This is a genomic window from Micromonospora carbonacea, from assembly GCF_014205165.1.
Taxonomy (GTDB): domain Bacteria; phylum Actinomycetota; class Actinomycetes; order Mycobacteriales; family Micromonosporaceae; genus Micromonospora; species Micromonospora carbonacea.
In genome coordinates, this window is the sequence record NZ_JACHMZ010000001.1 from 4165775 (window position 1) to 4190966 (window position 25192).

27 protein-coding genes are annotated in these 25192 nt (G+C 76.4%); 14 read left to right on the forward strand and 13 right to left on the reverse strand.

The features are described 5' to 3' along the window. Positions 1-348: 348 nt before the first annotated feature. The 9 genes from HDA31_RS17700 (at position 349) to HDA31_RS17740 (ending at position 8474) form a co-directional block, all read left to right on the forward strand. Positions 349-990, forward strand: coding sequence for a nucleotidyltransferase family protein (locus HDA31_RS17700; RefSeq protein ID WP_246384570.1), 642 nt, complete (start codon positions 349-351; stop codon positions 988-990). Then, on the forward strand, positions 983-2092 hold the full coding sequence (locus tag HDA31_RS17705; RefSeq protein WP_178064333.1) for an XdhC family protein: 1110 nt from the start codon (positions 983-985) through the stop codon (positions 2090-2092). The genes HDA31_RS17700 and HDA31_RS17705 overlap by 8 nt, the downstream gene beginning before the upstream one ends. Positions 2093-2340: 248 nt before the next feature. Next, a complete protein-coding gene (gene uraD / locus HDA31_RS17710; protein ID WP_246384569.1) occupies positions 2341-2847 on the forward strand; it encodes a 2-oxo-4-hydroxy-4-carboxy-5-ureidoimidazoline decarboxylase in 507 nt (168 codons plus the stop codon). Further along, positions 2834-3187, forward strand: coding sequence for a hydroxyisourate hydrolase (uraH, locus tag HDA31_RS17715; RefSeq protein WP_178064332.1), 354 nt, complete (start codon positions 2834-2836; stop codon positions 3185-3187). The genes uraD and uraH overlap by 14 nt, the downstream gene beginning before the upstream one ends. Before the next feature lie 3 nt (positions 3188-3190). Next, positions 3191-4045, forward strand: coding sequence for a factor-independent urate hydroxylase (pucL, locus tag HDA31_RS17720; protein ID WP_178064331.1), 855 nt, complete (start codon positions 3191-3193; stop codon positions 4043-4045). Between the two features lie 4 nt (positions 4046-4049). Beyond that, complete coding sequence (locus HDA31_RS17725) at positions 4050-5405, forward strand: 8-oxoguanine deaminase (RefSeq protein ID WP_178064330.1); 1356 nt, start codon at positions 4050-4052, stop codon at positions 5403-5405. Beyond that, on the forward strand, positions 5402-6718 hold the full coding sequence (allB, locus tag HDA31_RS17730; protein WP_178064329.1) for an allantoinase AllB: 1317 nt from the start codon (positions 5402-5404) through the stop codon (positions 6716-6718). The genes HDA31_RS17725 and allB overlap by 4 nt, the downstream gene beginning before the upstream one ends. Beyond that, a complete protein-coding gene (gene alc, locus HDA31_RS17735) occupies positions 6715-7800 on the forward strand; it encodes an allantoicase (RefSeq protein WP_246384566.1) in 1086 nt (361 codons plus the stop codon). Before allB ends, alc begins: the two co-directional genes overlap by 4 nt. 125 nt (positions 7801-7925) lie before the next feature. Beyond that, positions 7926-8474 (forward strand): hypothetical protein, encoded by a 549-nt coding sequence (locus tag HDA31_RS17740; RefSeq protein ID WP_178064328.1) that lies wholly within the window; start codon positions 7926-7928, stop codon positions 8472-8474. Between the two features lie 113 nt (positions 8475-8587). On the opposite strand, the gene HDA31_RS17745 is transcribed toward HDA31_RS17740, so the two are convergent. From HDA31_RS17745 to HDA31_RS17755, 3 genes are read right to left on the reverse strand one after another with little or no spacing between them, the layout of a single operon-like run. Beyond that, positions 8588-9784, reverse strand: a complete 1197-nt coding sequence (locus HDA31_RS17745) for an ABC transporter permease (protein WP_178064327.1) — start codon at positions 9782-9784, stop codon at positions 8588-8590. Beyond that, positions 9781-10461, reverse strand: coding sequence for an ABC transporter ATP-binding protein (locus HDA31_RS17750; RefSeq protein ID WP_178064326.1), 681 nt, complete (start codon positions 10459-10461; stop codon positions 9781-9783). Before HDA31_RS17750 ends, HDA31_RS17745 begins: the two co-directional genes overlap by 4 nt. After that, a complete protein-coding gene (locus HDA31_RS17755; protein WP_219825029.1) occupies positions 10458-11672 on the reverse strand; it encodes an efflux RND transporter periplasmic adaptor subunit in 1215 nt (404 codons plus the stop codon). The genes HDA31_RS17750 and HDA31_RS17755 overlap by 4 nt, the downstream gene beginning before the upstream one ends. Positions 11673-11850: 178 nt before the next feature. On the opposite strand from HDA31_RS17755, the gene HDA31_RS17760 reads away from it, so the two are divergent. Beyond that, the gene (locus tag HDA31_RS17760) at positions 11851-12540 is read left to right on the forward strand and encodes a response regulator transcription factor (RefSeq protein WP_178064325.1); all 690 of its coding nucleotides are present in this window, start codon (positions 11851-11853) and stop codon (positions 12538-12540) included. An 11-nt stretch (positions 12541-12551) separates the two neighbouring features. Further along, positions 12552-14351 carry a sensor histidine kinase gene (locus tag HDA31_RS17765; RefSeq protein WP_178064324.1) on the forward strand — a complete coding sequence of 600 codons (1800 nt, stop codon included), beginning with the start codon at positions 12552-12554 and terminating at the stop codon, positions 14349-14351. Positions 14352-14403: 52 nt separating this feature from the next. On the opposite strand, the gene HDA31_RS17770 is transcribed toward HDA31_RS17765, so the two are convergent. The 3 genes from HDA31_RS17770 to HDA31_RS17780 all read right to left on the reverse strand — a co-directional run bounded on the left by HDA31_RS17770 (position 14404) and on the right by HDA31_RS17780 (position 15967). Continuing rightward, positions 14404-14799 carry an SAM-dependent methyltransferase gene (locus HDA31_RS17770; protein WP_246384565.1) on the reverse strand — a complete coding sequence of 132 codons (396 nt, stop codon included), beginning with the start codon at positions 14797-14799 and terminating at the stop codon, positions 14404-14406. An 80-nt stretch (positions 14800-14879) separates the two neighbouring features. Next, positions 14880-15485: a YdeI/OmpD-associated family protein gene (locus HDA31_RS17775; RefSeq protein WP_178064323.1), complete on the reverse strand. Its 606-nt coding sequence runs from the start codon at positions 15483-15485 to the stop codon at positions 14880-14882. A gap of 65 nt (positions 15486-15550) precedes the next feature. Beyond that, the gene (locus HDA31_RS17780) at positions 15551-15967 is read right to left on the reverse strand and encodes a winged helix-turn-helix transcriptional regulator (protein WP_178064322.1); all 417 of its coding nucleotides are present in this window, start codon (positions 15965-15967) and stop codon (positions 15551-15553) included. 77 nt (positions 15968-16044) lie between these two features. On the opposite strand from HDA31_RS17780, the gene HDA31_RS17785 reads away from it, so the two are divergent. After that, positions 16045-16839 carry an SDR family NAD(P)-dependent oxidoreductase gene (locus tag HDA31_RS17785; RefSeq protein ID WP_178064321.1) on the forward strand — a complete coding sequence of 265 codons (795 nt, stop codon included), beginning with the start codon at positions 16045-16047 and terminating at the stop codon, positions 16837-16839. A 12-nt stretch (positions 16840-16851) separates the two neighbouring features. Here HDA31_RS17785 and HDA31_RS17790 read toward each other — a convergent pair whose 3' ends face one another. The 7 genes from HDA31_RS17790 to pcaH are packed head-to-tail and all read right to left on the reverse strand — an operon-like array spanning position 16852 to position 22507. Further along, positions 16852-17961 (reverse strand): Gfo/Idh/MocA family protein, encoded by a 1110-nt coding sequence (locus HDA31_RS17790; protein ID WP_178064320.1) that lies wholly within the window; start codon positions 17959-17961, stop codon positions 16852-16854. Beyond that, on the reverse strand, positions 17931-18641 hold the full coding sequence (locus HDA31_RS17795) for a ThuA domain-containing protein (RefSeq protein ID WP_178064319.1): 711 nt from the start codon (positions 18639-18641) through the stop codon (positions 17931-17933). The genes HDA31_RS17790 and HDA31_RS17795 overlap by 31 nt, the downstream gene beginning before the upstream one ends. Positions 18642-18682: 41 nt before the next feature. Continuing rightward, the gene (gene pcaC, locus HDA31_RS17800) at positions 18683-19069 is read right to left on the reverse strand and encodes a 4-carboxymuconolactone decarboxylase (RefSeq protein ID WP_178064318.1); all 387 of its coding nucleotides are present in this window, start codon (positions 19067-19069) and stop codon (positions 18683-18685) included. After that, positions 19066-19863, reverse strand: a complete 798-nt coding sequence (pcaD, locus tag HDA31_RS17805; protein ID WP_246384561.1) for a 3-oxoadipate enol-lactonase — start codon at positions 19861-19863, stop codon at positions 19066-19068. The genes pcaC and pcaD overlap by 4 nt, the downstream gene beginning before the upstream one ends. Then, positions 19860-21212, reverse strand: a complete 1353-nt coding sequence (pcaB, locus tag HDA31_RS17810; RefSeq protein WP_178064317.1) for a 3-carboxy-cis,cis-muconate cycloisomerase — start codon at positions 21210-21212, stop codon at positions 19860-19862. The genes pcaD and pcaB overlap by 4 nt, the downstream gene beginning before the upstream one ends. After that, on the reverse strand, positions 21187-21759 hold the full coding sequence (gene pcaG, locus HDA31_RS17815) for a protocatechuate 3,4-dioxygenase subunit alpha (RefSeq protein WP_178064316.1): 573 nt from the start codon (positions 21757-21759) through the stop codon (positions 21187-21189). Before pcaG ends, pcaB begins: the two co-directional genes overlap by 26 nt. Then, complete coding sequence (gene pcaH / locus HDA31_RS17820) at positions 21752-22507, reverse strand: protocatechuate 3,4-dioxygenase subunit beta (protein WP_178064315.1); 756 nt, start codon at positions 22505-22507, stop codon at positions 21752-21754. The genes pcaG and pcaH overlap by 8 nt, the downstream gene beginning before the upstream one ends. Positions 22508-22786: 279 nt before the next feature. On the opposite strand from pcaH, the gene HDA31_RS17825 reads away from it, so the two are divergent. Together HDA31_RS17825 and HDA31_RS17830 are read left to right on the forward strand one after the other, a co-directional pair. Continuing rightward, positions 22787-23959: a 4-hydroxybenzoate 3-monooxygenase gene (locus tag HDA31_RS17825; RefSeq protein WP_178064314.1), complete on the forward strand. Its 1173-nt coding sequence runs from the start codon at positions 22787-22789 to the stop codon at positions 23957-23959. A 223-nt stretch (positions 23960-24182) separates the two neighbouring features. Next, positions 24183-25145: an ABC transporter substrate-binding protein gene (locus HDA31_RS17830; protein ID WP_246384559.1), complete on the forward strand. Its 963-nt coding sequence runs from the start codon at positions 24183-24185 to the stop codon at positions 25143-25145. Positions 25146-25192: the final 47 nt, after the last annotated feature.

Sequence of the window (25192 nt, forward strand, 5' to 3'; positions counted from 1 at the left end):
TCGCGCTTTCGTTCGGGGCGGATGCCGCCGGCCGGGCGTCCACCGCCGGGTGGGGCGGGCCCGGGCCGGTGGCGGTGGCCGTTCAGGGGAATCCAAGCAATCCGGCCGCCGGCCCGACAATGCGCGCCGGGGACAACGCGACCGGGGGCCGGACCGTCCGCGTTGGACGAAGCTCCAAACCGGGGCGGGCCGCGCCCCACCCGGGGCGGACGCCCTTGACAGCCGCCGGGCCCGCTCCGCATGGTGGGCCGGTCCGACGCCCGCGGGCCACGCCGCGACGAGGCGGCCCGCGACCCGACGCGGGCGTCGGCGGGCGGGGGCGCTCCACCCGGCGCGAGGGGAGACGTCGTGCAGCTGTCCCGTACCCCCGGTCCGTCCCCCGCGGCCGTCGCCGGGCTGGTGCTCGCCGCCGGTGCCGGCCGCCGCTACGGCAGGCCCAAGGCGCTCGTGCGCCACCGCGGCTCGCTGCTGGTGGAACGCGCGGTGCGGACCCTGGTCGAGGCCGGCTGCGGGCCGGCGCTGGTGGTGCTCGGCGCGGCGGCCGACCGGGTCCGCGCCGACGCCGACCTCTCCGCCGCCCGGGTGGTCGGCAACCCCCGGTGGGCCACCGGGATGGGCTCCTCACTGCGGGTGGGGCTGCGGGCGTTGGCCGGCACCGAGGCGGTGGCCGTGGTGGTGCTGCTGGTCGACATGCCGGGCGTCTCCGCCGAGGCGGTGCGACGGGTCGCGGCCGACGCCACCCCGGCGTGCCTGGCCACGGCCGGCTACGGGCCGGGCCGCCGGGGGCATCCGGTGTTGCTGGGCCGGGAGCACTGGGCCGGCGTGTGCGCCTCGGCCGTCGGTGACAGCGGCGCGGGCGGCTACCTGCGGCAACGGCTCGCCCGGGTGCGGATCGTGCCGTGCGCCGACGTGGCCGACGACGCCGACCTCGACGTCCCGCCCGCCGAGGCCGCCGCCCCGGACGCCGACGGGCGGCCCGGCCGTGGATGAGGTGCTCGCCGAGCTGCTCCGCCGCTGCGCGGACGGCGACGCCGTCGGCCTGGCCACCGTCGTCGAGACCTGGCGCAGCGCCCCCCACCCGGCCGGCACCGCGATGCTGGTCGGCCCGGACGACGCGGTCACCGGCAGCGTCTCGGGCGGCTGCGTCGAGGCCGCGCTGCACGACGCCTGCCGGGAGGCCGTGCGCACCGGGCGGCCCGCGCTGCTGCGCTTCGGGGTGGCCGGCGCCGACGCCCTCGCGGCGGGCCTGACCTGCGGGGGCACCATCGAGGTGTACGTCGAACGGGTCGACCGCGCCGGCTTCGCGGAGCTGCCGGCGCTGGCCGGGGCCGTCCGGGCGGGCACGGCGGCGGCGGTGCTGACCTGCGTGCAGGGGCCGCCGGGGCGGCTCGGCCGGCGGATCGTGGCCGGGCCGGACGGCCACCAGGGCAGCCTCGGCGACCCCGGGCTGGACGAGGCGGCGCTGGCCGCCGGCCGCCGGCTGCTGGCCGAGGGCCGCAGCGGGCCGGTGCGGCTGCCGCCCGCCGGTCCCGGCGCGGCGGGGCCGGTGCGGGTGCTGGTGCGCTCCTATCCCCCGCCGCCCCGGTTGATCGTGTGCGGCGCGATCGACGTGGCGGCCGAGCTGGCCCGGGTCGGCGTCGTCCTCGGCTACCGGGTCACCGTCTGCGACGCCCGCCCGGTCTTCGCCACCGCGCGCCGCTTCCCGCAGGCGCGGGAGGTGGTGGTCGACTGGCCGCACCGCTATCTCGCGGCCGAGGCCGCGGCGGGTCGGCTGGACGGGCGCACCGCCGTCTGCGTGCTCACCCACGACCCCAGGTTCGACGTGCCGGTGCTGCGGCTGGCCCTCGGCCTCCCGCTGGGCTTCGTCGGGGCGATGGGCTCCCGGCGGACCCACCACGACCGGCTCGGCCGGCTCCGCGAGGCCGGCGTCACCGACGCGGAGCTGGCCCGGCTGAGCTCCCCCGTGGGCCTGGACGTGGGAGGCCGCGACGCCGCCGAGGTCGCGGTCAGCATCGCCGCGGAACTCGTCGCGGTGCGGCACGGCCGCGCGGGCGGGCGGCTGCGCGACGCCACCGGCGACCTCCACGGCTGACCCGCCCCGAAGGGGGCCACGGCTGCGCCCCGGGCCACGGCTGCGGCTGCGGCTGCTGGCTGCGGCTCCGGCCACGAGCTGTGGCTGCGGTCGGGCCCCGGCCGGGGCGAGGCGGAGCCGGTGGGCGCTGGACGAACGTACAACGGCGGGGCCGGCGGGCCCCGCGGTTTTGGTCATCGCGGCGCTGTCGACCCCGCCGGTCGGCCTGTTTGACTGCTCCTGCCAGGCGGGGCCAGGGGAGGCGACCGGTGGGACGGATCGAGGAGTTCAACGCGCTCGCCGCGCAGCGGGCCGAGGACGAGTTGACGGCCTGCTGCGCCGTGCCCCGCTGGGCCCGCGAGGTCGCGGCGGGGCGGCCGTACCCGGACCTGGCCGCGCTGCTGGCCGCGGCGCACGCCGCCAGCGCCCGGCTCACCTGGCCGGAGGTCACGCAGGCGCTCGCCGCCCACCCGCGCATCGGCCAGCGTCCGACGGGGCAGCGCCGGGAGGACGGCTGGTCGCGCGGGGAACAGTCCGGCCTGGACGCGGCGTCCGACGGCACCCGGGCCGCCATCGCCGAGGCCAACGAGGCGTACGAGCGCCGCTTCGGGCACCTGTTCCTGGTCTGCGCGGCCGGCCGCACCGACGCGGAGCTGCTGGCCGCCGCGCGGGCCCGGCTGGCGCACGACGAAGCCACCGAGCGGGAGGTGGTGCGCGGGGAACTGGCGAAGATCGCCGCGCTGCGGATCAGGAAGCTGCTCGATGAGCCGGCCTGACGCGGGGGCGACCGCGCCGCTGTCCACGCACGTGCTGGACACGGTCGTCGGCGCGCCCGCGCCGGACGTCGGCGTCCGGCTCGACCGGCTCGACGGCACGCGGTGGCGGCAGGTCGCCGCCGGCCGCACCGACGCCGACGGCCGGCTGCGCGACTGGGTGCCGGCGGCACAGTGGACGGCCGGCCGCTACCGGCTCGTCTTCGACCTCGACGCGCGTCCTGGGCCGGCCCCCTTCTTCCCGGAGGTGGTGCTCACCTTCACCGTCGGCGACCCCGCGGCGCGCCTGCACCTGCCGCTGCTGCTCAGCCCGTTCGGCTACACCACCTACCGAGGGAGTTGACAGATGGGAATCGTGCTGGGGCCCAACCGGTACGGCAAGGCCCAGGTGCGCGTGGTCCACGTGGTCCGCGACGGCGACCGGCACACGCTGCGGGACCTCGACGTGCGCACCGCCCTCGCCGGCGACCTCGCCGCCACCCATCTCACCGGCGACAACGGCCAGGTGCTGCCGACCGACTCGCAGAAGAACACGGTGTACGCGTTCGCCCGCAAACACGGCGTCGCCTCGCCCGAGGCGTTCGCGCTCCTGCTGGCCCGGCACTTCGTGCACGCCCAACCGGCCGTCCGGCGCGCCGAGGTGGCGGTGCGGGAGTTCGGCTGGCAGCGGCTCGGGCAGCACTCCTTCCAGCGCGGCGGCGCGGAGACCCGCACCGCGACGGTCAGCTACGACGGCGAGACCGCCCGGGTCGTGTCCGGGCTGACCGACCTGGTGCTGCTGAACACCACGAACTCCGAGTTCCACGGCTTCGTGCGCGACGAGTACACGACGCTGCCGGAGACCACCGACCGGATCCTGGCCACCGCCGTGGACGCCCGCTGGCGGCACCTCGACGCCGACGCGGACTGGGACGCCGCCCACCGGCAGGTGCGCGAGGCGCTGGTCGCCGCGTTCGTCGAGACGTACAGCAGGTCGTTGCAGCAGACCCTGTACGCGATGGGCCGCCGGGTGCTGGAGACCCGGCCGGAGGTGGCGGAGATAAAGCTGTCGCTGCCCAACCGGCACCACCTCCCGGTCGACCTGTCGCCGTTCGGGCTGGACAACCCCAACGCCGTCTTCGTCGCCACCGACCAGCCGTACGGGCTGATCGAGGGCACCGTCGGCCGCGACGGCGTCGCCCCGGCCGACGGCGACTGGTGACGCCGTGATCGTCATCGACAACTGCGCCGTCGCCACGGTCGACGCCGTCGGCACCGAGCACCACGCCGGGCACCTGGTGATCGGCGACGACGGGCGGATCGCCGCCGTGGGGGCCGGGCCCGCCGGCCCGGTGGACCCGGCGGCCCGCCGGATCGACGGCACCGGCTGCCTGGCCACCCCGGGCCTGGTCAACACCCACCACCACCTCTACCAGTGGGTGACCCGGGGGCTGGCCCAGCAGTCGGACCTGTTCGGCTGGCTCACCACCCTCTACCCCGTCTGGGCGCACCTGGACGCCGAGATCGTGCACGCGGCGGCCGCCGCCGGGCTGGGCTGGCTCGCGCTGTCCGGCTGCACCACCAGCACCGACCACCACTACGTGTTCCCCCCGGGCCGCGACGACCCGCTGGCCGCCGAGATCGAGGCCGCCCGGCTGGTCGGGCTGCGCTTCCAGCCGTGCCGGGGCTCGATGGACCTCGGCCGGTCGGCGGGCGGCCTGCCGCCGGACTCGCTGGTGGAGGACACCGAGGCGGCGCTGCTGGCCACCGAGGCGGCCATCGACCGCCACCACGACCCGTCCCCCGGCTCGATGCTGCGGATCGCCGTGGCCCCGTGCTCGCCGTTCTCGGTCACCGGCACCCTGATGCGGGAGTCAGCCGCGCTGGCCCGGCGGCGGGGCGTCCGGCTGCACACCCACCTCGCGGAGACCGTCGAGGAGGAGGAATACTGCCGCGCCACGCACGGCTGCGCCCCCGTCGAGTACGCCGAGCAGCTCGGCTGGCTCGGCGACGACGTGTGGCTGGCCCACGGCGTACACCTGGACGACCCGGCGGTGGCGAAGCTGGCCGCCACCGGCACGGCGGTGGCGCACTGCCCCAGCTCCAACGCCCGCCTCGGCGCCGGCACCGCCCGCGTGCCGGACCTGCTCGCCGCCGGGGTGCCGGTGGGCCTCGGCGTCGACGGCGCGGCCTCCCAGGAGGCCGGCCAGCTCGGCGCGGAGCTGCGCCAGGCGTTGTACGCGGCCCGGCTGCGCGGCGGCCCGGCTGCGCTGACCGCCCGGCAGGCCCTCGCCCTGGGCACCATGGGCGGGGCGCGGTGCCTCGGCCGCGCCGACGAGATCGGCTCGCTGGAGGTGGGCAAGCTCGCCGACGTCGCGCTCTGGCGCGTCGACGGGCTGGGCCACGCCGGCATCGACGACCCGGTGGCGGCCCTGGTGTTCGGCCCACCGGCGCCGCTGGCGCTGCTGCTGGTCGGCGGCCGGGCCGTCGTCGAGGACGCGGAGCTGCGCACCGCCGACGCCGACGCCCTCGCCCGGGCGGCCGCCGGGGCGCACCGCCGGCTGCTGGATCGGGCCCGATGAGCTACGACCTGGTGCTGCGGTCCCGCCGGGCGGTGCTGCCGGACGGGCAGCGGCCGGCGGCGGTCGCCGTGGCCGCCGGCCGGATCGCCGCGCTCGCCGGCTACGACGCGCCGCTCGACGCCGTCGTCGACGAGGACCTCGGCGACGTCGCCCTGCTGCCCGGCCTGGTGGACACGCACGTGCACGTCAACGAGCCTGGCCGCACCGAGTGGGAGGGTTTCGCCAGCGCCACCCGGGCCGCCGCGGCCGGCGGCGTCACCACCCTGGTCGACATGCCGCTCAACAGCGTCCCGCCGACGGTCACCGTGGGCGCGCTGGAGGCCAAGCGCGCCGCCGCGCGGGGCCGCTGCCACGTCGACGTCGGGTTCTGGGGCGGCGTCGTGCCGGGCAACCTCGGCGACCTCGTGGCGCTGCGCCGGGCCGGGGTGTTCGGCTTCAAGGCGTTCCTCGTCGACTCCGGCGTGCCGGAGTTCCCGCCGGTCGACGCCGGCCTGCTGGAGCGGGCCCTGGCGACGGTCGACGCGCTCTTCGTCGTGCACGCCGAGGACCCGGGGTCGGTGCGCGGGGCGCCCCCGTCGCCGCGCTACGCCGACTTCGTGGCGTCCCGGCCGCCGGAGGCCGAGCGGTCCGCCGTCGCCACGGTGGTGGCCGCGGCCCGCCGCGCCGACGCCCGCGTGCACGTGCTGCACCTGTCGTCGGTCGCGGCGCTGGCCGAGCTGGCCGACGCGCGGGCCGACGGCGTGCGGCTGACCGTGGAGACGTGCCCGCACTACCTCGCGTTGACCGCCGAGCAAGTGCCCGACGGGGCGACGGAGTTCAAGTGCTGCCCGCCGATCCGGGACCGGGACAACCAGGACCGGCTCTGGGCGGCGCTGGCCGACGGCGCGGTCGACTGCGTGGTCAGCGACCACTCCCCCTGCCTGCCGGAGCTGAAGCGGGCCGACACCGGTGACTTCGCCGCGGCCTGGGGCGGCATCGCGTCGGTGCAGCTCAGCCTGCCGGTGGTGTGGACCGAGGCCCGCCGCCGGGGGCACGGCCTGGCCGACGTGGCGCGGTGGATGGCCGCCGGCCCGGCCGACCTGGTCGGGCTGCCCGGCAAGGGCCGGATCGCGGTGGGCGGCGACGCCGACCTGGTGGCCTTCGACGCGGACGCCGGCTTCCGCGTCGAGCCGGGGTTGCTGCACCACCGGCACCCCGTGACGCCGTACGTCGGTCGGCGGCTGACCGGGGTGGTGCGGGCCACCTGGCTACGCGGCGAACCGGTGACCGGCGACGCCCCGCGCGGTCGGCTGCTGCGGGCGGACGCGCCGTGAGCGGCCGTCCCGAACCGGCCGCCGCCCGCACCGACCCGGCCGACCTGGCCGACCTCGCGGCCCTGCCCGACCTGGCCTCGCGCGCGTTCGGCGGCGGCGTGGTCGCCGCCAACGACGAGTTCTTCGCCGCCGCGGACAACCTGGTCGACCCGCTGCCGCCGACGTTCTCGCCCCGCACGTTCGCCGCGAAGGGCCAGGTCTACGACGGCTGGGAGACCCGCCGCCGCCGCGAGCCCGGCGCCGACCACGCCGTCGTCCGGCTCGGCCTGCCGGGCGTCGTGCGGCTGCTGGTCGTCGACACCAGCTTCTTCACCGGCAACTATCCGCCGTTCGCCGCCGTCGACGGGTGCGCCGTCGACGGCTACCCCGGGCCGGACGAGCTCGCCCGCGCGCGCTGGGTGCCGCTGCTCGGCCGCTCGCCGCTGGCCGGCGACAGCCGCAACGTCTTCCCGGTCGACGTGCCCCACCACGTCACCCACGTGCGGCTGACCATCTTCCCCGACGGCGGCGTCGCCCGGCTGCGGGTGCACGGCGACGTGGTGCCCGACCCCCGGCTGCTGCCCGACGTGCTCGACCTGGCCGCGACGGAGCACGGCGGCCGGGTGCAGGCGTGCAGCGACCGGTTCTACGGCGCCCCGCAGAACCTGCTCGCCCCCGGCCCGGCCCGGGTGATGGGCGAGGGCTGGGAGACCGCCCGCCGCCGCGACGACGGCAACGACTGGGTGCTGGTCCGGCTGGGCGTGCCGGGGGTCGCGCACTTCGTGGACCTGGACACCAGCCACTTCAAGGGCAACGCACCGGGCCGGGCGACGCTGCGCGCCGCCGACGAGCGCCTGGGCGACCTCGACGACCCGGCAGCGTGGTTCCCCCTGCTGCCGGAGACCCGGCTGCGGCCGGACACCCGGCACCGCTTCCCGGTCGACGCGCCCCGGGCCGCCACCCACGTCCGGCTGGACATCTTCCCCGACGGCGGGATGGCCCGGCTGCGGGTGACCGGCCGCGTCGACGCCGCCGGCCGCGACGCCCTGGCGGCCCGCTGGCGGCGCACCCGGCCGCCGGCGGCCGACCCCACCGGCGGCTGAGCCGTGCCGGTCACGCGATCGGCGCCGGCGGCACGCGGCGGGCACACAGCTTCCTGACAGTTGGCGGCGATCCTGGGCACCGGCGTGACCGCGTCACGCCGAACGTCCGACAGGAAGGCGTCACGATGAGGAAGTACCCGATGGCCGCGCTCCTGGTGGCCGTCATGATCGGTGGCACGGGGTGCTCGACCACCGGATCCGACCGGGCCGACACCGCCGAGCCGCCGGAGGTGGCCACGCTGCGCACCGAAACGCCGTCCGTCGCCGCGTCGACGCCGGGGGCCGAGCGTCCCCGCGAGCGCCTCGACGACACCGAGGAGGACGCGAAGGCGCGCGTGCGGCCGTACGAGAAGTGCATGGCCGACCACGGCGTCGACGTCCACCGGGAACGGGCCGGCGGCGTCACCACGGGCCGGATCGGGAAGGCGAACAAGGCCTGCGAGAACCTGCTGCCGCTGCCGCCGTGGGAGCTCGACCCGGCCAACCCGGAGGCGCGGGACTTCGCGCGGGACGTCGTGGCCTGCCTCAAGGAGAAGGGCGTGCGCTACGTCGAGGTCAACCCCGACGGCCCGGGCTGGTCGTTCGGCGGCGAACAGAACGACGCGGAGTCGATCTCGAAGGGCATGCGGTTCTCGCCGGAGTGCGAGCGTGAGGTCGCCGCGAAGCGCAAGTGACCACGCGGACCGGAGGCGCCACCCGCGGTGCGGGTGGCGCCTCCGTCGTTCGCCGCCCGCGACGGTGCGGTCGTTCGCCGCCTCCCCCGCGTGCTCCGCCTCCCCCGCGCCGGTCAGGTCGAGGCGAGTGCCTCGGTCGGCGTGAGCCGGGCGGCCCTGATCGACGGGTAGACCCCGGCGACGACGCCGACCACGACCGCGCCGCCGAGCCCCACGAGCGTCGCCGGCAGCGGGACCACGACCGGCCAGCCCTGACCGATCGCGTACGCGGCGGTGGCGGCCAGCCCCACCAGGGTCCCGGCGACACCGCCGAGCGCGGCCAGCGCGGCCGACTCGGTGAGGAACTGGGCGCGGATCTGGCCCCGGTGCGCGCCCAGCGCCCGACGGAGGCCGATCTCGGTGCGGCGTTCCCACACGGCGATCACCATCGTGTTCGCCACCCCGATCCCGCCGACCAGCAGCGCGACCGCGGCGAGGCCGAGGAGCAGGACGGAGAAGGCGCCCTCGGTGGCCCGCTTCGCGGCGAGGGCGTCCGACGGGCGGGTCACCACGACCTGCCCGGGCTGCTCCGGCGAGACGGTGGCGGGCAGGACCGCGCGGACGGTCTCGATCGCCGGCTCGCGGCACTGGACGTAGATGACCGTGGGGTGGCCGTCGAAGCGGAGCTGGCTGCGGGCCGCCTCCCAGCCGACCAGGACCGAGCGGTCGATGTCCGGGGAGAGCGGCGTGGCGGCGAGGATGCCGACGACGGTGAACCACCGGTCGCCGATGACCACCATCGGGGCCGGGCCGCCGGCGGCGGGCAGGTCCGCGAACCCGAGCCGGGTGGCGGCGACCGAGCCGAGCACCACGGTCGGGAAGCGCTCGGTGACGGGGTCGAGCCAGCGCCCGGAGCGCACCGTGGCGTTGATGGCCTGCGGCAGGTCGAGGCGCGCGGCGAGCACGGTCAGGCCGGAGCCGTCGCGGGCGTCGGTGCGGTCGTTGCGGCGCACCAGCGTGTGGGTGTTGGCCACGGCGCTCGCGACCGTGACCGGGCCGATGCGCTGCACCATCGCCACGGACTCCGCGGGCAGCCGCGGCGGGTCCGTGCCGGGTTGCGCCATGACCTGGAGGCTGTTGGTGCCCAGGGCGGACAGCTCGCGCAGCAGCGCCGCCTGGCTGGCGGCGGGGACGCCGCTGACCAGGACCGTGGTGGCGATGCCGATCGCGATGCCCAGGGCCGAGAACGCGGCCCGCATCCTGCGGGTACGGATGCCGAGCAGCCCGACGTCGAGCAGGTCGAGCGGGGAGAGGCGGACCGGGCGGATCATCGGACGGCCGCCGTGTCCCGCACGAGCCGGCCGTCGCGGAGCTCGACGCGTCGGGGCAGGCTGTCGGCGATCTCGTTGTCGTGGGTGATGACGGCGATGGTGGTGCCCTCCTCGTTGAGTCTGCGCAGCAGGCGCAGGACGGCCTGCCCGGTGCCGGTGTCGAGGGCCCCGGTGGGCTCGTCGGCCAGCACCAGGGCGGGGCCGTTGACGATGGCCCGGGCGATGGCGACCCGCTGGCGTTCGCCGCCGGAGAGCTGGGCCGGGCGGTGGCCGACCCGGTGGGCGAGGCCGACCCGGTCGAGGGCGTCGAGCGCGAGCGCCCGGCGACGCCTGCGCGCGACACCGGCGTAGAGCAGGCCGGTCGCCACGTTCTCGGCGGCGGTGAGGCCCTCGGCGAGGTGGAACTGCTGGAAGACGAAGCCGAGCCAGCGGCCCCGCAGGGCGGAGAGCTGACGGTCGGAGAGCGCGGCGACGTCCTGCCCCGCGATCCGGATCGTGCCGGAGCTGGGCCGGTCGAGGGTGCCCATGAGGTGGAGCAGGGTCGACTTGCCGGAGCCGGACGGCCCGACGATGGCGAGCAGCTCGCCCTCGGCGATGTCGAGGCAGATCCCGCGCAGCGCGTCGACCCCGCCCGGGTAGCGCCTGCTGACGTCGCGCGCGGACAGGACGGTCCTCACGAGGTGGTCACCACCCGCGTGCCCGCGACGAGCCCGTCTCCGCTGATCTCGACGAGGCCCTTGGCGAACATGCCGGTCTCGACCGCGACCAGGCCGCCGCCCTCGACCTGGACGGCGTAGCCGCCCTCGGCGAGCGCCAGCAGCGCGCCGACCGGCGCGACGAGGACGTCCTCGTGGGTCTCGGCGACGAAGTCGACCTGCACGTCGGCAAAGCTGATCTTGGAGACGGCGGCGGACCTGTCCAGGGTGACGGTCACGGTGACCTTGGCCGGGCCGCCGCCCGTCGGGTCGTCGCCCGCCGCGGCCTGCACGGCCTGGCCGACGGCGGCGACCTTGCCGCCGACCGCGCTCTCGTCGGGCAGCCGCACGTCGACCACGTCGCCCGGACCCACCGAGGCGGCGTCACCGACGTCCATCTGCACCGTGACCACCTTCGCGGTCTGGGTGACCGACATCAGCGGGGAGTCCGCGCTGTCGCCGGGCTGGGCGGCGACCGAGTCGACCCGGACCGCGCCGACGAGCACCGCAACGTCCCCGGGCTCGACCGCGCCGGTCGCCGGGACCCCCAGGTCGACCTGCCAACGCTTGACGGCCGCGCGCAGCCCGGTGGTCAGGACGGCCTCGCCCCGGCCTACCGTCACCGCCGGGCGGGACGCGGACGGCGACGGAGCCGGCGACGGGACCAGCCGGGTGCCGGGCCTCGGCTGGTCGCCGATCTCGTAGCCGAGGGCGTCGAGGTTGTCGGCGACGATCCGCACGTCCCGGCCGACCGTGCCGAGGTCACGCAGCGGGCGGTAGAGCGGCATCCCGCCGTAGAACAACGGCACCGGCCGGTCGTCGACGCGGTAGAGCTGCTTCCCGCGCCGGACCGCCGCCCCCGGCGCGGGCAGCCACGTCACCGTGCCGTCCCTGCCGCCCTTGACCACCCGCGCGGCGCCGTAGCCGAGCGTGCCCGGCAGCGACTGCGACATCGACATGTCCTGCTGCACCAGTGCCACGCTGCGCACCCCGGCGGATCCGTCGACGGCCGGCGGGGGCCCGGCGTCCCGGCCGGACCAGACGACACCGGCCGTGACGGCCAGCACCGCGAGGACGACGGCGGGCGCCACCGGCCTCGGCAGGCGTCGGCGGCGCTGGGCCGGCTCCGCGCCGACGACGGGAATGACCTGGGTTTCGGTGTCCGACGGCGGCACCGTTCGGGGCAGTGGCATGGCGCGATGGTGGCCCGGGAATATCAGGATCCTGTCAGGCCCGGACGTGACCTGTTCCGCACCGTCGCCACGCGGCCGCGGCGCACCGCCCCTGGGCTGCGCGGGCCCGCTGCCACCCCCGTCGCCGCCGAGGTCACGGCCGGTTCGGGGGCGACGCGCCTGACCTATAGTCCCCACCATGTGCGCACAGGTGATGCTCGCGGAGGACGACCGGCGGCAGGCCGAGGCGCTGCGCCGCTACCTCACCGCGGAGGGGCACGAGGCGACGGTCGTGCACGACGGCGAGGCGGCGCTGCGGCAGGCCCGGCAGCGGCCGTTCGACCTGCTCGTGCTCGACGTGATGCTGCCGGGGCTGGACGGCATGCAGGTCTGCCGCATCCTCCGGCAGGAATCGGACGTGCTGATGCTGATGCTGACCGCCCGGTCGAGCGAGGACGACCTCCTGCGCGGCCTGGACCTGGGCGCCGACGACTACATGACCAAGCCGTTCAGCCCCCGGGAGCTGGTGGCCCGGATCCGGACGCTGCTGCGGCGCGTCCGGACGACGGGGCAGGAGTTCCCCGTGCACCGGGTCGGGCGGCTCACCGTCGACGAGCCCCGGCACACCGTGACCGCCGGCGGCGTCCCGGTCGACTGCACCGCCGGCGAGTTCGCGATCCTGGCCGCGATGACCCGCCAGCCGGGGCGGGTCTTCACCCGCGGCCAGCTGCTGGAACACACCCGGGGCGTCGACCGGGAGTCGACCGAGCGCACCATCGACGTGCACGTGATGAACCTGCGCCGCAAGATCGAGCTCAACCCCCGCCGGCCCCAGCAACTGCTGACCGTCTACGGCGTCGGCTACAAGCTCGGCCCCGGCGCGCCGTGAGGCGGCAGCGGGTGCCGCCGCACCGGAGCCTGGTGGTGCGGCTGCTGGCCACCTCCCTGCTGGTGGCGGTCTGCGCGATCCTGGCGACGACCTGGCTGGCCGTGCAGTCGACGACCCGGGCGATCCGGCAGGAGCAGGGCCGCTCGCTCGCCGACGACAAGAGCATCTACGACACGATGGTGGGCTACGCCGCCACCCACCGGGACTGGTCGCAGGTGGCCCCCGTGCTCGCCGAGCGGGCCGGCAAGCTCGAACGCCGGATCACCCTGATGACCCCCGACCGGCAGGTCATCGCCGACTCCGCGCCGCAGGGCCCGTCGCTGCACGGGGCGCGGCCGTCGGCGACCGTCGACCCGTTGCAGGTGGACCTGGGCCTGACCGGCGGGACCGAGCGGATCGACCCGCGCGTGCTCGGGCCGTACGTGCTGACCGCGCAGGAGAGCGCCTTCAGCCGCGCGCTGGCCTCCCGGTGGCTCGGCTGCATCCGCGGCGAGTCCACGCTGGACGGCAAGGTCGTCGTCGGCCCGGGCGGACGGGCGGCGGTGCAGGTGACCGGGCCGGACGTGCGCGACGTCGCCGGCTTCTGCCTGCCGACCGAGCTGGCCGAGCCGATGCCGAGCGAGGCCAAGGGGATCGCGCAGCTGACGACCGCGACGAAGACGTGCCTGCGCGAGGCGAGGCTGCCCGACCGGGTCACGATCCGGGCGGACCGCAGCATGGTCCGCAGCGGCGACGCCCGCGTCGACCGGCAGGCCGACGCCTGCTTCCAGAAGGCGCGGCTCGCCCAGCTCAGGTCGTACGTGGCCCCGCCGGCCCTGCTCTTCGTGACCGACGAGGCCCAGGGCTCCACCGGGCCGGTGTTCAACCTGTCCCGGGGGAACCTGGTCCGCATCGCCCAGGTGACGGGAGCGGTGCTGGCCGCCACCGTGCTGATCACCGTCCTGGTCGGGCGGCGGCTGGTCCGGCCGTTGCGGGCACTGACCGACGCCACCCGGCAGCCGATGGACGAGCAGGCCCGGGTGCCGGTGACCACCCGCGACGAGATCGGCCTGCTGGCCACCGCCCTCAACGACCTCGCCGCCCGGCGGGAACAGACCGAGGAGCTGCGCAAGAGCATGGTCAGCGACGTGGCGCACGAGCTGCGGACGCCGCTGAGCAACATCCGCAGCTGGCTGGAGGCCGCCCAGGACGGCCTCGCCCAGCCCGACGCGCAGCTGCTCAGCCTGCTGCTCGACGAGGCGCTGCTGTTGCAGCACATCATCGACGACCTGCGGGACCTGGCCGCCGCCGACGCCGGCGACCTGCGCATCCACCGCGAGCCGCACTTCGTGGCGGACCTGCTGGAGCAGGTCGTCGAGGCGCACCGGGGCGCCGCCGAGGCCGCCGGGGTGCGGCTGGGCACGGAGCTGCTCGCCGACCCGGAGCTGCCGGTCGACGGCCCCCGGCTGCGGCAGCTCGTCGGCAACGTGGTCGCCAACGCGGTCCGGCACACCCCCGCCGGCGGCTCGGTCACCGTGCGCTGCGCCGTCCACGACGACCAGGTCGCCATCGCCGTGTCCGACACCGGCACCGGCATCGCGCCCGCCGACCAGGCCAGGATCTTCGACCGCTTCTGGCGGGCCGACGACTCGCGGGCCCGCAGCACCGGGGGCAGCGGGCTCGGCCTGTCGATCGCCCGCAAGCTCGCCGAGGCCCACGACGGCACGATCGGCGTCGAGAGCGTCCTCGGCCGGGGCAGCACCTTCACCATCCGGCTGCCGGTCGCCGAGCCGGTGGCCGCCGGTCACCGCCGTCCGGCCGTCCGGCGGTAGCGGGGCGGGGCGGCGGGGCCGCGCCTGTCGGGCCGCCGGGCGGGCGCGCTGCTCACCGCCCGTCGCGGCGCAGCACCAGCGTCCCGCCGAAGCCGCCGAACGCGTGGGTCGAGCCGACGCACAGCACCAGGTCGTAGTCGCCGTCGGGCACGTACGTCCGTGCGTCGCGCCGGTGCAGGGTGAGCCGGTCCGCGAGGCCGCGCGCGTCGGCGGCGTCGGCGGCGCGTTCGAGGGCGTACGCGCTGACGTCCACGCCGTCCGCGTGCCCGTCCGGATGGTGGGCGAGGGCCTGCAACGCCCAGGCCGCCTCGCCACAGCCGAGGTCGAGCACGCGGGCCGTCGGTTGCCGGCCCGCCCGGCGTAGGAGCCGGTTGACGTTGACGCCGAAGATCGGCGCCGCGATCGGGTGGCGCGAGTGCGCGATGCTGCTGAGCCGTTGACGATCCACCGCCCGAGTCAACACGACTCCGGCCGCCCGCCGCACCGCCGGTCGTCGGGCCGGGCGCGGCGACGCCACGGGCGGACCGGTCACGGCGGGTCGAGCGGCCTGGCCTTCTGCGGGTGGAGGGTCTCGTGCCGGGCCAGCATCGCGACGAACTCGGCGATCTTCCGCTCGCGGGTCTGCGCCCGCTTGACGGCGTTGAGCCGGTGGGCGAGAGCGAACCGGTTGGTCCTGGTGAGCACGTCGAACATGGCCTGGGCGGCGGGGTCGGCGGCGATGGCGGCGAGGAGGTCGGCCGGCACCTCGGCCTCCGACGACGGGGCGTAGGCGGCCGCCCACCGCCCGTCGGCCTTGGCGGCCTCCACCGCCGCGCGGCCCGGGGGCAGCATCCGCCCGTCCGCCTCCAGCCGGGCCACGTGGGCGACGTTGCGCTGCGACCAGGCGCTGCGGGGCCGGCGCGGGGTGAACCGGATCCAGGAGGTCTCCTGGTCCCGTTTGCGGGCCTGCCCGTCGATCCAGCCGAAGCACAGGGCCTCGTCGACCGCCTGCTGCCAGGTCAGCGTCGTGACGGTGCCGCCCTTGCGGGTCAGGGCGAGCCAGACGCCGGGCGACGTGGCGTGGTGGGTCGACAGCCACGCGCGCAGCGCGTCCGCGTCGGCGACGATCAACTCGTCCAGCTCGGCAGTCGCCATGAGGGCAGGTTAGCCCGCCGTGGCTGGGGCGGTGGCCGCACCCTCCGGGTCACCGTGCCGCCGGGTCAGACCCGCTCCCGGGCGGATCGCCGACGGGCCGCGGCGATCTCGGGATGGTGGCCGACGGCCCAACCGGCCAGCGCGGAGAGCGGCTCCAGCAGGCTGACGCCGAGTGGCGTCAGCCGGTACTCGACGCTCGGCGGCGACGTGGGGAACACCTCCCGCTCGACCAGACCGTCGCTCTCCAACGTGCGCAGGCTCCGGGTGAGCATCCGCTGGCTGATGCCGTCGACTGCCCGATGCAACTCGTTGAACCGGTGCGGCCGCTGGTCGAGCAGGGTGAGCAGCAGCAGCGTCCACTTGTCGCTCACCCGCCGCAGCACGTCGGTGACCGGGCAGTTCTCGTACTCGCCGGCCGGCACGGGCTGCGGCAACCGGTGGCCGCCCAGCCCGGCACGCACACCGGTGTTCCCTGTGGCCATGAAGGTGCCTTCTTTCGCTCGCGCCGGTCGACTGCCCAGGATGGACCCGGTCGGTGAGGAACCGTAGTGGAGGCGGCATGGGCTTCGTGGTGGTCAGTGGCGGCACCAACGGAATGGGACGGGCGTTCGCCGTCGGGCGGGCCGAACGCGGTGACCGGGTGCTGGTGCTCGGCCGCAACCGCGAACGCGGCGAGGCGCTGGCGGGTGGGTCCGTCGCGTTCCTTCCGGTGGACCTCTCCAGCGTGGCCGAGACCCGGCAGGTCGTCGCGCACATCCTCACCGAGCACCACGTCGTGGATGCGCTGACGCTGTTCGCCAACGCGGTGGCGCCGCGTCGGGTCGTGACCGACGAGGGGCTGGAGCAGACGTTCGCGCTCTACTATCTCAGTCGCCATCTGCTCAGCTTCGGCCTGCGTCCCGCCCTGGACCGGGCCGCCGCACCGGTGATCGTGAACGTCGCCGGCGTCGGCGTCACGCGGGGCGGGGTGCGCTGGGCCGACCCGCAGCTGACCTCGGGCTACTCGGCCGTCACCGCCCAGTTGCAGGCCGGTCGCGCCAACGATCTGCTCGGCGTGGGCTTCGCCGCGCAGTCCGGCAGTCGCGCCCGTTACGTGCTCTACCATCCCGGTTTCACCCGCAGCGGCGACCGTGGCCCGCTGCCGCTGCTCGTGCGTGGGCTGCTGGCGGCGGCGTCGGTGGCGGCCCGCCCCGTCGCGGACTCGGTCGCCCCGATCCACCGGTTCCTCGACACGCCACCGGCCGAGCCGCTGACGGCCGTCGACCGCCACAAGCGGCTTCCGCTCGACCTTCCCACGCTCGACCCGCAGAACGCCGCACATCTGATGCAGCTCACGGAGAAGCTGCTCGACTGACCGCGCGCGGCGTCACGCCCGGTGTGCCCGCCACTGCTCGGCCGGGGTGAGCGGCACGAGCGGCGGCCGCTTGACGGCCGTGGTCAGCTCGATCCGCCGCCCCTCGGCGGCCGAGCGCAGCAGGGCGGTCATCGTGTCGAGCACGTGCAGCGCGACGTCGCCGCCGGCCCGCGGCGCACGCCGGCCGTCGGCGGTGACGGCGTCGATCAGGCCGACGCCCCGGGCACCGTCGACGTAGCCGGCCCCCGGTGGCAGGGCGCGCCACCCGCCGTCGCCGAGCGCGAACAGGCGGACCTCGCCGTCGAAGTGGTTCGGGTCGGGCACGGCGAGGGTGCCGGTCTCCCCGTGCACCTCGATCGGCGCGGCCGTGGTCGCGACGCCGTCGAAGCTCGTGGTGAGGGTGGACAGCACCCCGTCGGCGTGTTCGAGCACGCCGGTGACATGGGTGTCCACCCGCACCGGCACCCGCTGGCCGAGGCGCGGGCCCGAGCCGATGACGCGCTCGTCGCGCAGCCGGCTGGCGGCTCCGTGCACCGCCCGGACCGGCCCGAGCAGGTGGACCAGCGCCGAGATGTAGTACGGCCCCATGTCCAGCAGCGGCCCCCCGCCCGGGGCGTAGTAGAAGTCGGGGTGGGGATGCCACCGCTCGTGCCCGGGGGTGACCATGACGGCCGACGCGGACAGCGGGCGGCCGATGAGCCCGCCGTCGATCGCGGCGCGCGCCGTCTGCGTGCCCGTGCCCAGGACGGTGTCCGGCGCGCACCCGACGCGGACGCCGGCCGCCGCGGCCCGCTCGACGGTCGCCCGGCCGTCCGCGAAGGTGGCGGCGAGCGGCTTCTCCACGTACACGTGCTTGCCGGCGTCGATCGCGGCGCGGGAGACCTCGGCGTGCGCCGCGGGGATCGTCAGGTTGAGCACCGTCTGCACGTCGGGGCGGTCGAGCAGGCGCTCGACGCGCACCGCCTCCGCGCCGGGGAGCCGGGCTGCGGTCGCGGCGGACCGGGCGGGGTCGAGGTCGGCCACCGCCACGACGCGTACCGCCGGGTGGTCCGCGAGCGTGTCCAGGTAGGCGCGGGAGATGACCCCGAGCCCTACGACGCCGACGCGGTGCGGGTCGCCCACACCATGCCCCTCTCGATGACGGTGCGGATGCTCGGGTGCTCCAGCACGTCGAGGCTGTGCCCCGGGGTGGTCACGACGACGCGCCCGGCGCCCCACCGCCGGGTCCAGATCGCCGGCGAGGTGACCGGCCGGTGCCACGGCTGCCACGGCTGCGCCGGGTGGGTGGTGGTGGCCAGCACGTCGATCAGGTCGTCGTGCAGCACCCAGTACTGCTCGGTGACCAGCTCGACGTCGCCGATCCCCGCGGTGATCGGATGCTCCCGGCCCAGGTCGGTGAGGCGGATCGTGTGCGGCAGGAAGTTGTCCTCCGCCCCGCCGTGGCGCTCGCACGGCTCCTTGCCCGGGTGGGTCGCGAACTGGCCGCCGACGAGGTGCAGGTAGTCCGACGACATCCGGAACGAGTCGACGATGCCGCCGTGCCAGCCGGTGAACCCCGTCCCGGCGGCGACCGCCGCGCTGAGGCCCGCGACCTGCTCCGGGGTGATCTGCGACATCGTCACGCACTGCACGACGAGGTCGGTGGCGGCCAGCTCGTCGGCGTCGGCGTAGACGTCCGTCGACTCCTCGATCCGTACCGCGTAGCCGCTGCGTTCGAGGAACGGCAGGAACAGCTCCGTGGCCCGGACCGGCTCGTGCCCCTCCCATCCGCCCCGCACCACCAGTGCTCTGCGCTGCGCCACCCTCGCTCCCTTCCTGGCCCGTGCGCCGAGGCCCACCGGGCTCACGCTTCGCCGGGCTCCTGCCGCAGGGCCTCCCGGGCCACCCTGAACGCCCGGTTCGCCGCCGGTACGCCAGCGTAGACGCCGACCTGGAGCAGGACCTCCGCCACCTCCTGCGGGCTCAACCCGTTGCGCAGCGCGGCGCGGACGTGCAGGGCCAGCTCCTCGTCGTGGTGCAGGGCGGCGAGCACGGCGAGGGTCACGCAGCTCCGGGCGCGGCGGTCCAGGCCGGGCCGGGTCCACACCTCCCCCCACGCGTAGCGGGTGATGAAGTCCTGGAAGTCGGCGGTGAACGCGTCGGTGCCGGCGATCGCGCGGTCGACGTGCGCGTCCCCCAGCACCTCCCGGCGCACCGTCATGCCTGCGTCGTGCCGCTCGCGGTCGTTCATCGGTCACCGGGTTCCTCGTCGACGGGGCCGGGCGGGAGGAGGTGGTCCCGCAGGAGCCGGCCCACCCGCCCGGGTTGCTCCACGTTGGCCAGGTGCGCCGCCGCGTCGACCACGGCCAGCCGCGCCCCGGGGATCCGTCGGACGATCTCGCGGGCGTGCGCGACCGGGGTGGCCGGGTCGTCCGCGCCGGCGACGACAAGCGTCGGCGCGCCGATCCGGCCGAGATCCGCGCGCAGGTCCATCGTGGCGATCGCCTCGCAGCAGGCGGCGTAGCCGGCCGGGGAGGTCGCGGTCAGCATGGCGCGGTAGCCGGCGACCACGTCCGGCCGGACCGCGGCGAACGCCGGGGTGAACCAGCGGGCCACCACCGCGTCGGCGATCGCCGCCAGGCCGCCGGCGCGCACCGTCGCCGCCCGGGCCCGCCACTGCCCGGGCGGGCCGAGCGACGCCGAGGTGCACAGCAGCGCCAGCCGCCGCACTCGCTCGGGCGCGTGCGCGGCGAGCCACATGCCGACCATGCCGCCGAGGGACAACCCCGCGTAGTGGACCCACGGCACGTCGAGGTCGTCCAGCGTCCGCAGCAGCTCCCGGCCCAGCAGGTCCATCGTGTACGGCCCGGCCGGCACCGCCGAGCGGCCGTGGCCCAGGTGGTCGTACCGGATGACCCGGAAGTGCCGCGCGAGCGCCGGGACCTGGGGTCCCCACATCGCCCCGGTGGTGCCGAGCGAGCCGCCGAGCAGCAGCACCGGCGCGGCGGCCGGGCCGTCGACGGCGAGGTGCAGGCGGGCGGTCACCCGTGGCCGTCCCGGGTGGCGGCCAGGGCGCGGTCGACGAGCCGGCCGGCGGAGCCGAGCCAGCGGCGCGGGTCGAGCGCCTCGTCGACGTCGGCCTCGGACAGGTGGGCGCGGATGTCGGGGTCGGCGAGCAGCGCGGCCCGGAACGCGGGCGCGGCGGCGGCGCGGGCGACCAGGTCGTGTGCGACGCCGCGGCCGACGGCCGGGGCGAGCCGCGCGGCGACGGCCTCGGCGAGCACGAGGCCGCCGGCCGCGTCGAGGTTCTCCCGCATCCGCCCGGGGTGGACCCGCAGCCCGGCCAGCATCCGGGCGCAGCGGGCGGCCGCGCCGCCGGCGCAGCGCAGCAGGTCGAGCAGGGGTTCCCACTCGGCGTGCCAGGCGCCGGCGGCGCGCTCGTGCTCGTGCACGGCCGCGGCGAACAGCGTGGCGACGAGGCCCGGGGCGCGGCGCGTCGCGGCGGTGACGAGAACCGAGTCCACCGGGTTGCGCTTGTGCGGCATGGCCGAGGAGCCGCCCCGCCCGGCGTCGCCCTCGGCGACCTCGCCGACCTCGGTCTGGGCGAGCAGCCCGACGTCGAGCGCGGCCTTGCCGGTGGCCACGAGGAGTCCGCCGCAGGCGGCGGCCAGGTCGAGCCGGGGCTGTCGGCGGGTGTGCCAGGGCAGCGCGGTGGCGGGCAGGCCCAGGTGCGCCGCGAACCGCTCGGCGACCTGCGGGCCCGCCGGGCCGAACGCGGCCAGGGTGCCGACCGCGCCGCCGAGCTGCGCGGGCTGCGCCGCGGCCGCCTGCCGGAGCCGGTCGCGGGCGTCGGCCAGGCCGGTCAGCCAGCCTGCCGCCTTGAGTCCGAACGTGGTCGGCGCGGCCTGCTGCCCGAGGGTCCGGGCGACCATCACCGTGTCCCGGTGGGCGGCGGCGAGCCGGGCGGCGGCGGCGACGGCGGCGTCGAGGTGCCGCCGCAGCGGGTCGTGCGCCCGCACGGCCACCAGGGTCAGCGCCGTGTCCAGGACGTCCTGGCTGGTCGCCCCGACGTGCACCCAGGGCCGGGCGGACGCCGGCACGGCGGCGGTCAGCTCGCGCACGAGCGGGACGACCGGGTTGCCGGCGGCGTCGGCCGCCCGGCCGAGCGCCACCGGGTCGTACCGCCCGGCGTGGCAGTGCGCGACGATCGCGTCGGCGGCCGCCGGGGGCGTCACGCCGGCGTCCGCCGCGGCGCGGGCGAGCGCGGCCTCCACGTCGAGCATCGCCCGCAGCAGGGCCGGGTCGCCGAGTTCCGCGTCGACGTCCGGGGCCCCGGAGAGGCCACCGAGCAGCCCGCCGGGCAGGCCGTCAGACGGCGAAGAAGACGGTCTCACGGTCGCCCTGCAGGCGGATGTCGAAGCGGAGCCCGTCCGGCGCGGGAGCCGCCAGCAGCGTGTCGCGGCGGTCGGCGTCGACGCCGCGCAGCACGGGGTCGACGGCGTTGGCCGCCGGCTCGTCGGGGAAGTAGAGCCGGGTGACCAGGCGGTGCAGCAGCCCCCGCCCGAAGACGGACAGGGTCAGGTGGGGGGCTTCGACGCCGCCGTCGGGGTCGGGCAGCGGGCCCGGCCTGACGGTCAGCAGCCGGTAGCAGCCCTGCCCGTCGGTCTCGCTGCGCCCGAAGCCGCGGAAGCCCGCGAGCGCTGGCGGCCGGGCCCCGCGCGGGTCGTCGGGGTGGTCGAACCGGCCGTCGGGGTCGGCCTGCCAGCTCTCCACCAGGGCGTCGGTCACCGGTCCGCCCGCGCCGTCGGTGATCCGGCCGCGCACCCAGAACGCGCCCGGGGTGCCCTCGGGCACGACGTACGGGCCGTCGGGCCAGCGCAGGCCGATGCGCAGGTACGGCCCGACGGTCTGCGCGGGGGTGACGCCCAGCCGCTCACCCATCGCCGTCGGCCCCGTCCTCGAAGGGGGTGCCCTCCCGGCCCCGCAGCACGATGTCGAACTCGTACGCCAGCGCCCACTCGGGCATCGTGGCGGCGTGGTCGTAGCGGGCGACCATCCGCTGCCGGGCGGCGGGGTCGCGGACCGACTGGGCGATCGGGTCCCGGGCGAAGAGGGGGTCGTCGGGGAAGTACATCTGCGTCACCAGCCGCTGGGTGAACGCGCGGCCGAAGAGGGAGAAGTGGATGTGCGCCGGCCGCCAGGCGTTGTCGTGGTTGTGCCAGGGGTAGGCGCCGGGCCGCACGGTGACGAAGCGGTACCGCCCGTGCTCGTCGGTGAGCGCCCGGCCGACGCCGTCGAAGTGCGGGTCGAGCGGCGCCGGCCAGGTGTCGCTGGCGTGGCGGTACCGGCCGGCGGCGTTGGCCTGCCAGATCTCGACAAGCGTGTGCGCGACGGGCCGCCCGTCGCCGTCACGGACCCGGCCGTGCACGACGATCCGCTGGCCCTGCGGCTCCCCGTCGTGCTGGCGGGTCAGGTCGTGGTCGAGGTCGCCGAGCCGCCCCGCCCCCAGCAGTGGCCCGGTGATCTCGGTCAGCCGCTGCGGCAGGTGGGCTGGCGGCCGCCGTGGCGCGCGCGCCACGGTGGACCGGTAGCCGGGGCTGAGCAGGGGCGGGTGGGCGTCGACGTCGTCGCGCCGGTAGCGCGGCAGCGGCAGGCCGCCGCCGGCCTGGTGGACGGTGTCGTGGGTCATGGTCCTCCCGTCGGGCTGTCGGCGGTCGCGGCGACGCGCCCCCGCCGGGGCCTCCCGCCGGCCACGAGAGCCCGGGGACGCCGGACGTTCGCCATGCGGACCGCCGTACAGATGTCGAACGTAGGCGCGGCCGACGGCATCCGTCAACGCCGGGGCCACCGTCCACCGGGGAGGGCCCGCGCGCGCGGGCCGCGCGTTGACGCGGGCCGGGGACGCGTGCCAACGTTCCACAGGAGAACACCCGTTCGCTGAGCGAACACTCCCGGGAGGATGCCGCTGATGCGTACCCAGGTCGGGATCGTCGGCGCCGGGCCGGCGGGGCTCATGCTGTCGCACCTGCTGCACCTGCGCGGGATCGAGTCCGTGGTGCTGGAGAGCCGCAGCCGCGACCACGTCGAGCACCGGGTCCGGGCCGGGGTCCTCGAACAGGGCTCGGTCGACCTGCTCTGCCGCGCCGGGCTCGGCGAGCGGCTGCTGCGGGAGGGGCTGCGGCACGAGGGCATCGAGCTGCGCTTCGCCGGGGAGTCGCACCGGGTGCCGATGACGGAGCTGACCGGGCGGGCGATCACCGTCTACGGGCAGCAGGAGGTGGTCAAGGATCTGATCGCCGCCCGGCTGGCGGCCGGCGGCCGGATCCTCTTCGAGGCCGACGCCGTCCGCCTGGTCGGCCTCGACTCGGACTCGCCGGTCGTCCACTTCCGACGCGACGGGCGCGAGGAGGAGCTGCGCTGCGACTTCGTGGCCGGCTGCGACGGGTTCCACGGGGTCAGCCGGCGCGCAGCGCCCGAGGGGGCGCTGACCACCTACGAGCGGACGTACCCGTTCGCCTGGCTGGGCGTCCTCGCCGCCGCCGCGCCGGCCGTGACGGAGCTCGTCTACGCCCACCACGACCGGGGCTTCGCCCTCTACAGCATGCGCTCGCCCGAGATCTCCCGGCTCTACCTCCAGGTCGCGCCCGACGAGGACGTCGCCGCGTGGCCGGACGAGCGGATCTGGGCGGAGCTGCGGACGCGGCTGGAGACGGTGCCCGGCTGGTCGCTCACCGCGGGGCCGATCCTGGAGAAGTCCGTCACCCCGATGCGCAGCTTCGTGGTCGAGCCGATGCGCTGGGAGCGGCTGTTCCTGGCCGGCGACGCCGTGCACATCGTCCCGCCCACCGGCGCGAAGGGCATGAACCTGGCCCTCGCCGACGTCGCGCTGCTCGCCGACGCCTTCGCCGGGTGGTACGACCGGGGGCGCGCGGACCTGCTGGCGGGCTACTCGGCCACGGCGCTGCGCCGGGTCTGGCGGGCACAGCACTTCTCCTGGTGGATGACCTCCATGCTGCACCGGCTGGACCGCGACGACCCGTACGAGACGAAGGTGCAGACCGCCACGCTGCGCTACGTCGCCACGTCCCGCGCCTTCGCCACGAGCCTGGCCGAGAACTACGTGGGCCTGCCCGAGGTCTGAGGGGAGCGACGCCGCCACAGCGGAGCGTTGTTCAACCTATTCATGACGGGCGTCAGAAATTCTTGACTTTCGATGCCCGGGTGGCCGACCATGGCCAGCACGGCGGCGTGCGCCCCCACGCGGCGGTCGATCCACCCGCAGGCCCGAGGCATCCGCCGGCTTCCGACGCACCACCACCCCGCGCCACCCCCGCCCAGGAAGGGCCCCGTCAATGAAGAAGGTCATGGCTCTCGGGCTGATCGCCGCCGCCGCGATCGCCCTCACCGGATGCACCGACTCCGACGCGTCCGCCCCGTCCGAGCAGACCTCGGGCGACCTGCGCAAGGTCCGGGTCGCGGCGCTGCCCATCACCGAGACCGCCGCGCTGTGGGGCGGCATCAAGGCGGGCCTCTTCGCCGAGCGCGGGCTCCAGGTCGAGGTGCTGCCGGCCCAGGGCGGCGCGCAGGCCATCCCCGCCCTGCTCAACGGCGACATCGACTTCGCGATCGGCCAGCCCTTCGGCCCGTTCCGGGCCGACCTGAGCAACCTCGGCGTCGTCATCATCGGCAACTACGCCTCCTCGTACGCCGAGGGCGACGACATCAACGCCGTGGTCGCCTCGGCGAAGTCCGGCATCAGGCGGCCGGCCGACCTCGCGGGCAAACGGGTCTCGGTCAACAGCCTGGGCGCCGCCGGCGACGTGACGATCATGGCGGCGGTCGAGAGGGACGGCGGCGACCCGTCGAAGATCAAGTTCGTCGAGGTCGCCTTCCCCGACGCCCCGGCCCAGCTGGCGGCGGGCAACATCGACGCCGCCTGGGTGCCGGAGCCCTTCGTCACCCAGCTCAGGAGCCGGGGCGACACCTTCGTCGTCGCGCCCTACCAGGCGGTCGTGCCCGGCCTGACCACCCTCACCACGATCACCACCGCCGACCGCACGGAAAAGGACGCCAAGCTGGTCGAGGACTTCTCGGCGGCGATGAAGCGGACCCTGGAGTGGGCCGGGGACCCCGCCAACGAGACGGCCGTCCGGCAGGCCATCAAGGACAACCTCCAACTGCCGCCGCCGGTGGCCGACTCGGTGCGGCTGCCGGCGTTCGGCTGGCAGGTCGACCGGTCGAGCCTCCAGAGGCTCGCCGAACTCGCGCAGAAGTACCAGGTGCTCGACCGGCAGCCCGACCTCGACCGGCTCGTCCGCCAGCGGTAGCCGGCGCGCCCGCGCCCTCCCCGGCCACCCGGGCGGAAAGGGCCGGC

Excerpts from the sequence above, each read along its gene's own strand:
- HDA31_RS17830 (WP_246384559.1), top strand. The coding sequence starts at position 24,183 with ATGGCTCTCGGGCTGATCGCCGCCGCCGCGATCGCCCTCACCGGATGC.
- uraH (WP_178064332.1), top strand. The coding sequence starts at position 2,834 with ATGAGCCGGCCTGACGCGGGGGCGACCGCGCCGCTGTCCACGCACGTG.
- HDA31_RS17785 (WP_178064321.1), top strand. The coding sequence starts at position 16,045 with ATGGGCTTCGTGGTGGTCAGTGGCGGCACCAACGGAATGGGACGGGCG.
- pucL (WP_178064331.1), top strand. The coding sequence starts at position 3,191 with ATGGGAATCGTGCTGGGGCCCAACCGGTACGGCAAGGCCCAGGTGCGC.
- HDA31_RS17745 (WP_178064327.1), bottom strand. The coding sequence starts at position 9,784 with ATGATCCGCCCGGTCCGCCTCTCCCCGCTCGACCTGCTCGACGTCGGG.
- HDA31_RS17740 (WP_178064328.1), top strand. The coding sequence starts at position 7,926 with ATGAGGAAGTACCCGATGGCCGCGCTCCTGGTGGCCGTCATGATCGGT.
- HDA31_RS17760 (WP_178064325.1), top strand. The coding sequence starts at position 11,851 with ATGTGCGCACAGGTGATGCTCGCGGAGGACGACCGGCGGCAGGCCGAG.
- pcaH (WP_178064315.1), bottom strand. The coding sequence starts at position 22,507 with ATGACCCACGACACCGTCCACCAGGCCGGCGGCGGCCTGCCGCTGCCG.
- HDA31_RS17780 (WP_178064322.1), bottom strand. The coding sequence starts at position 15,967 with ATGGCCACAGGGAACACCGGTGTGCGTGCCGGGCTGGGCGGCCACCGG.
- pcaG (WP_178064316.1), bottom strand. The coding sequence starts at position 21,759 with ATGGGTGAGCGGCTGGGCGTCACCCCCGCGCAGACCGTCGGGCCGTAC.
- HDA31_RS17825 (WP_178064314.1), top strand. The coding sequence starts at position 22,787 with ATGCGTACCCAGGTCGGGATCGTCGGCGCCGGGCCGGCGGGGCTCATG.
- HDA31_RS17755 (WP_219825029.1), bottom strand. The coding sequence starts at position 11,672 with ATGCCACTGCCCCGAACGGTGCCGCCGTCGGACACCGAAACCCAGGTC.
- pcaC (WP_178064318.1), bottom strand. The coding sequence starts at position 19,069 with ATGAACGACCGCGAGCGGCACGACGCAGGCATGACGGTGCGCCGGGAG.
- HDA31_RS17775 (WP_178064323.1), bottom strand. The coding sequence starts at position 15,485 with ATGGCGACTGCCGAGCTGGACGAGTTGATCGTCGCCGACGCGGACGCG.
- allB (WP_178064329.1), top strand. The coding sequence starts at position 5,402 with ATGAGCTACGACCTGGTGCTGCGGTCCCGCCGGGCGGTGCTGCCGGAC.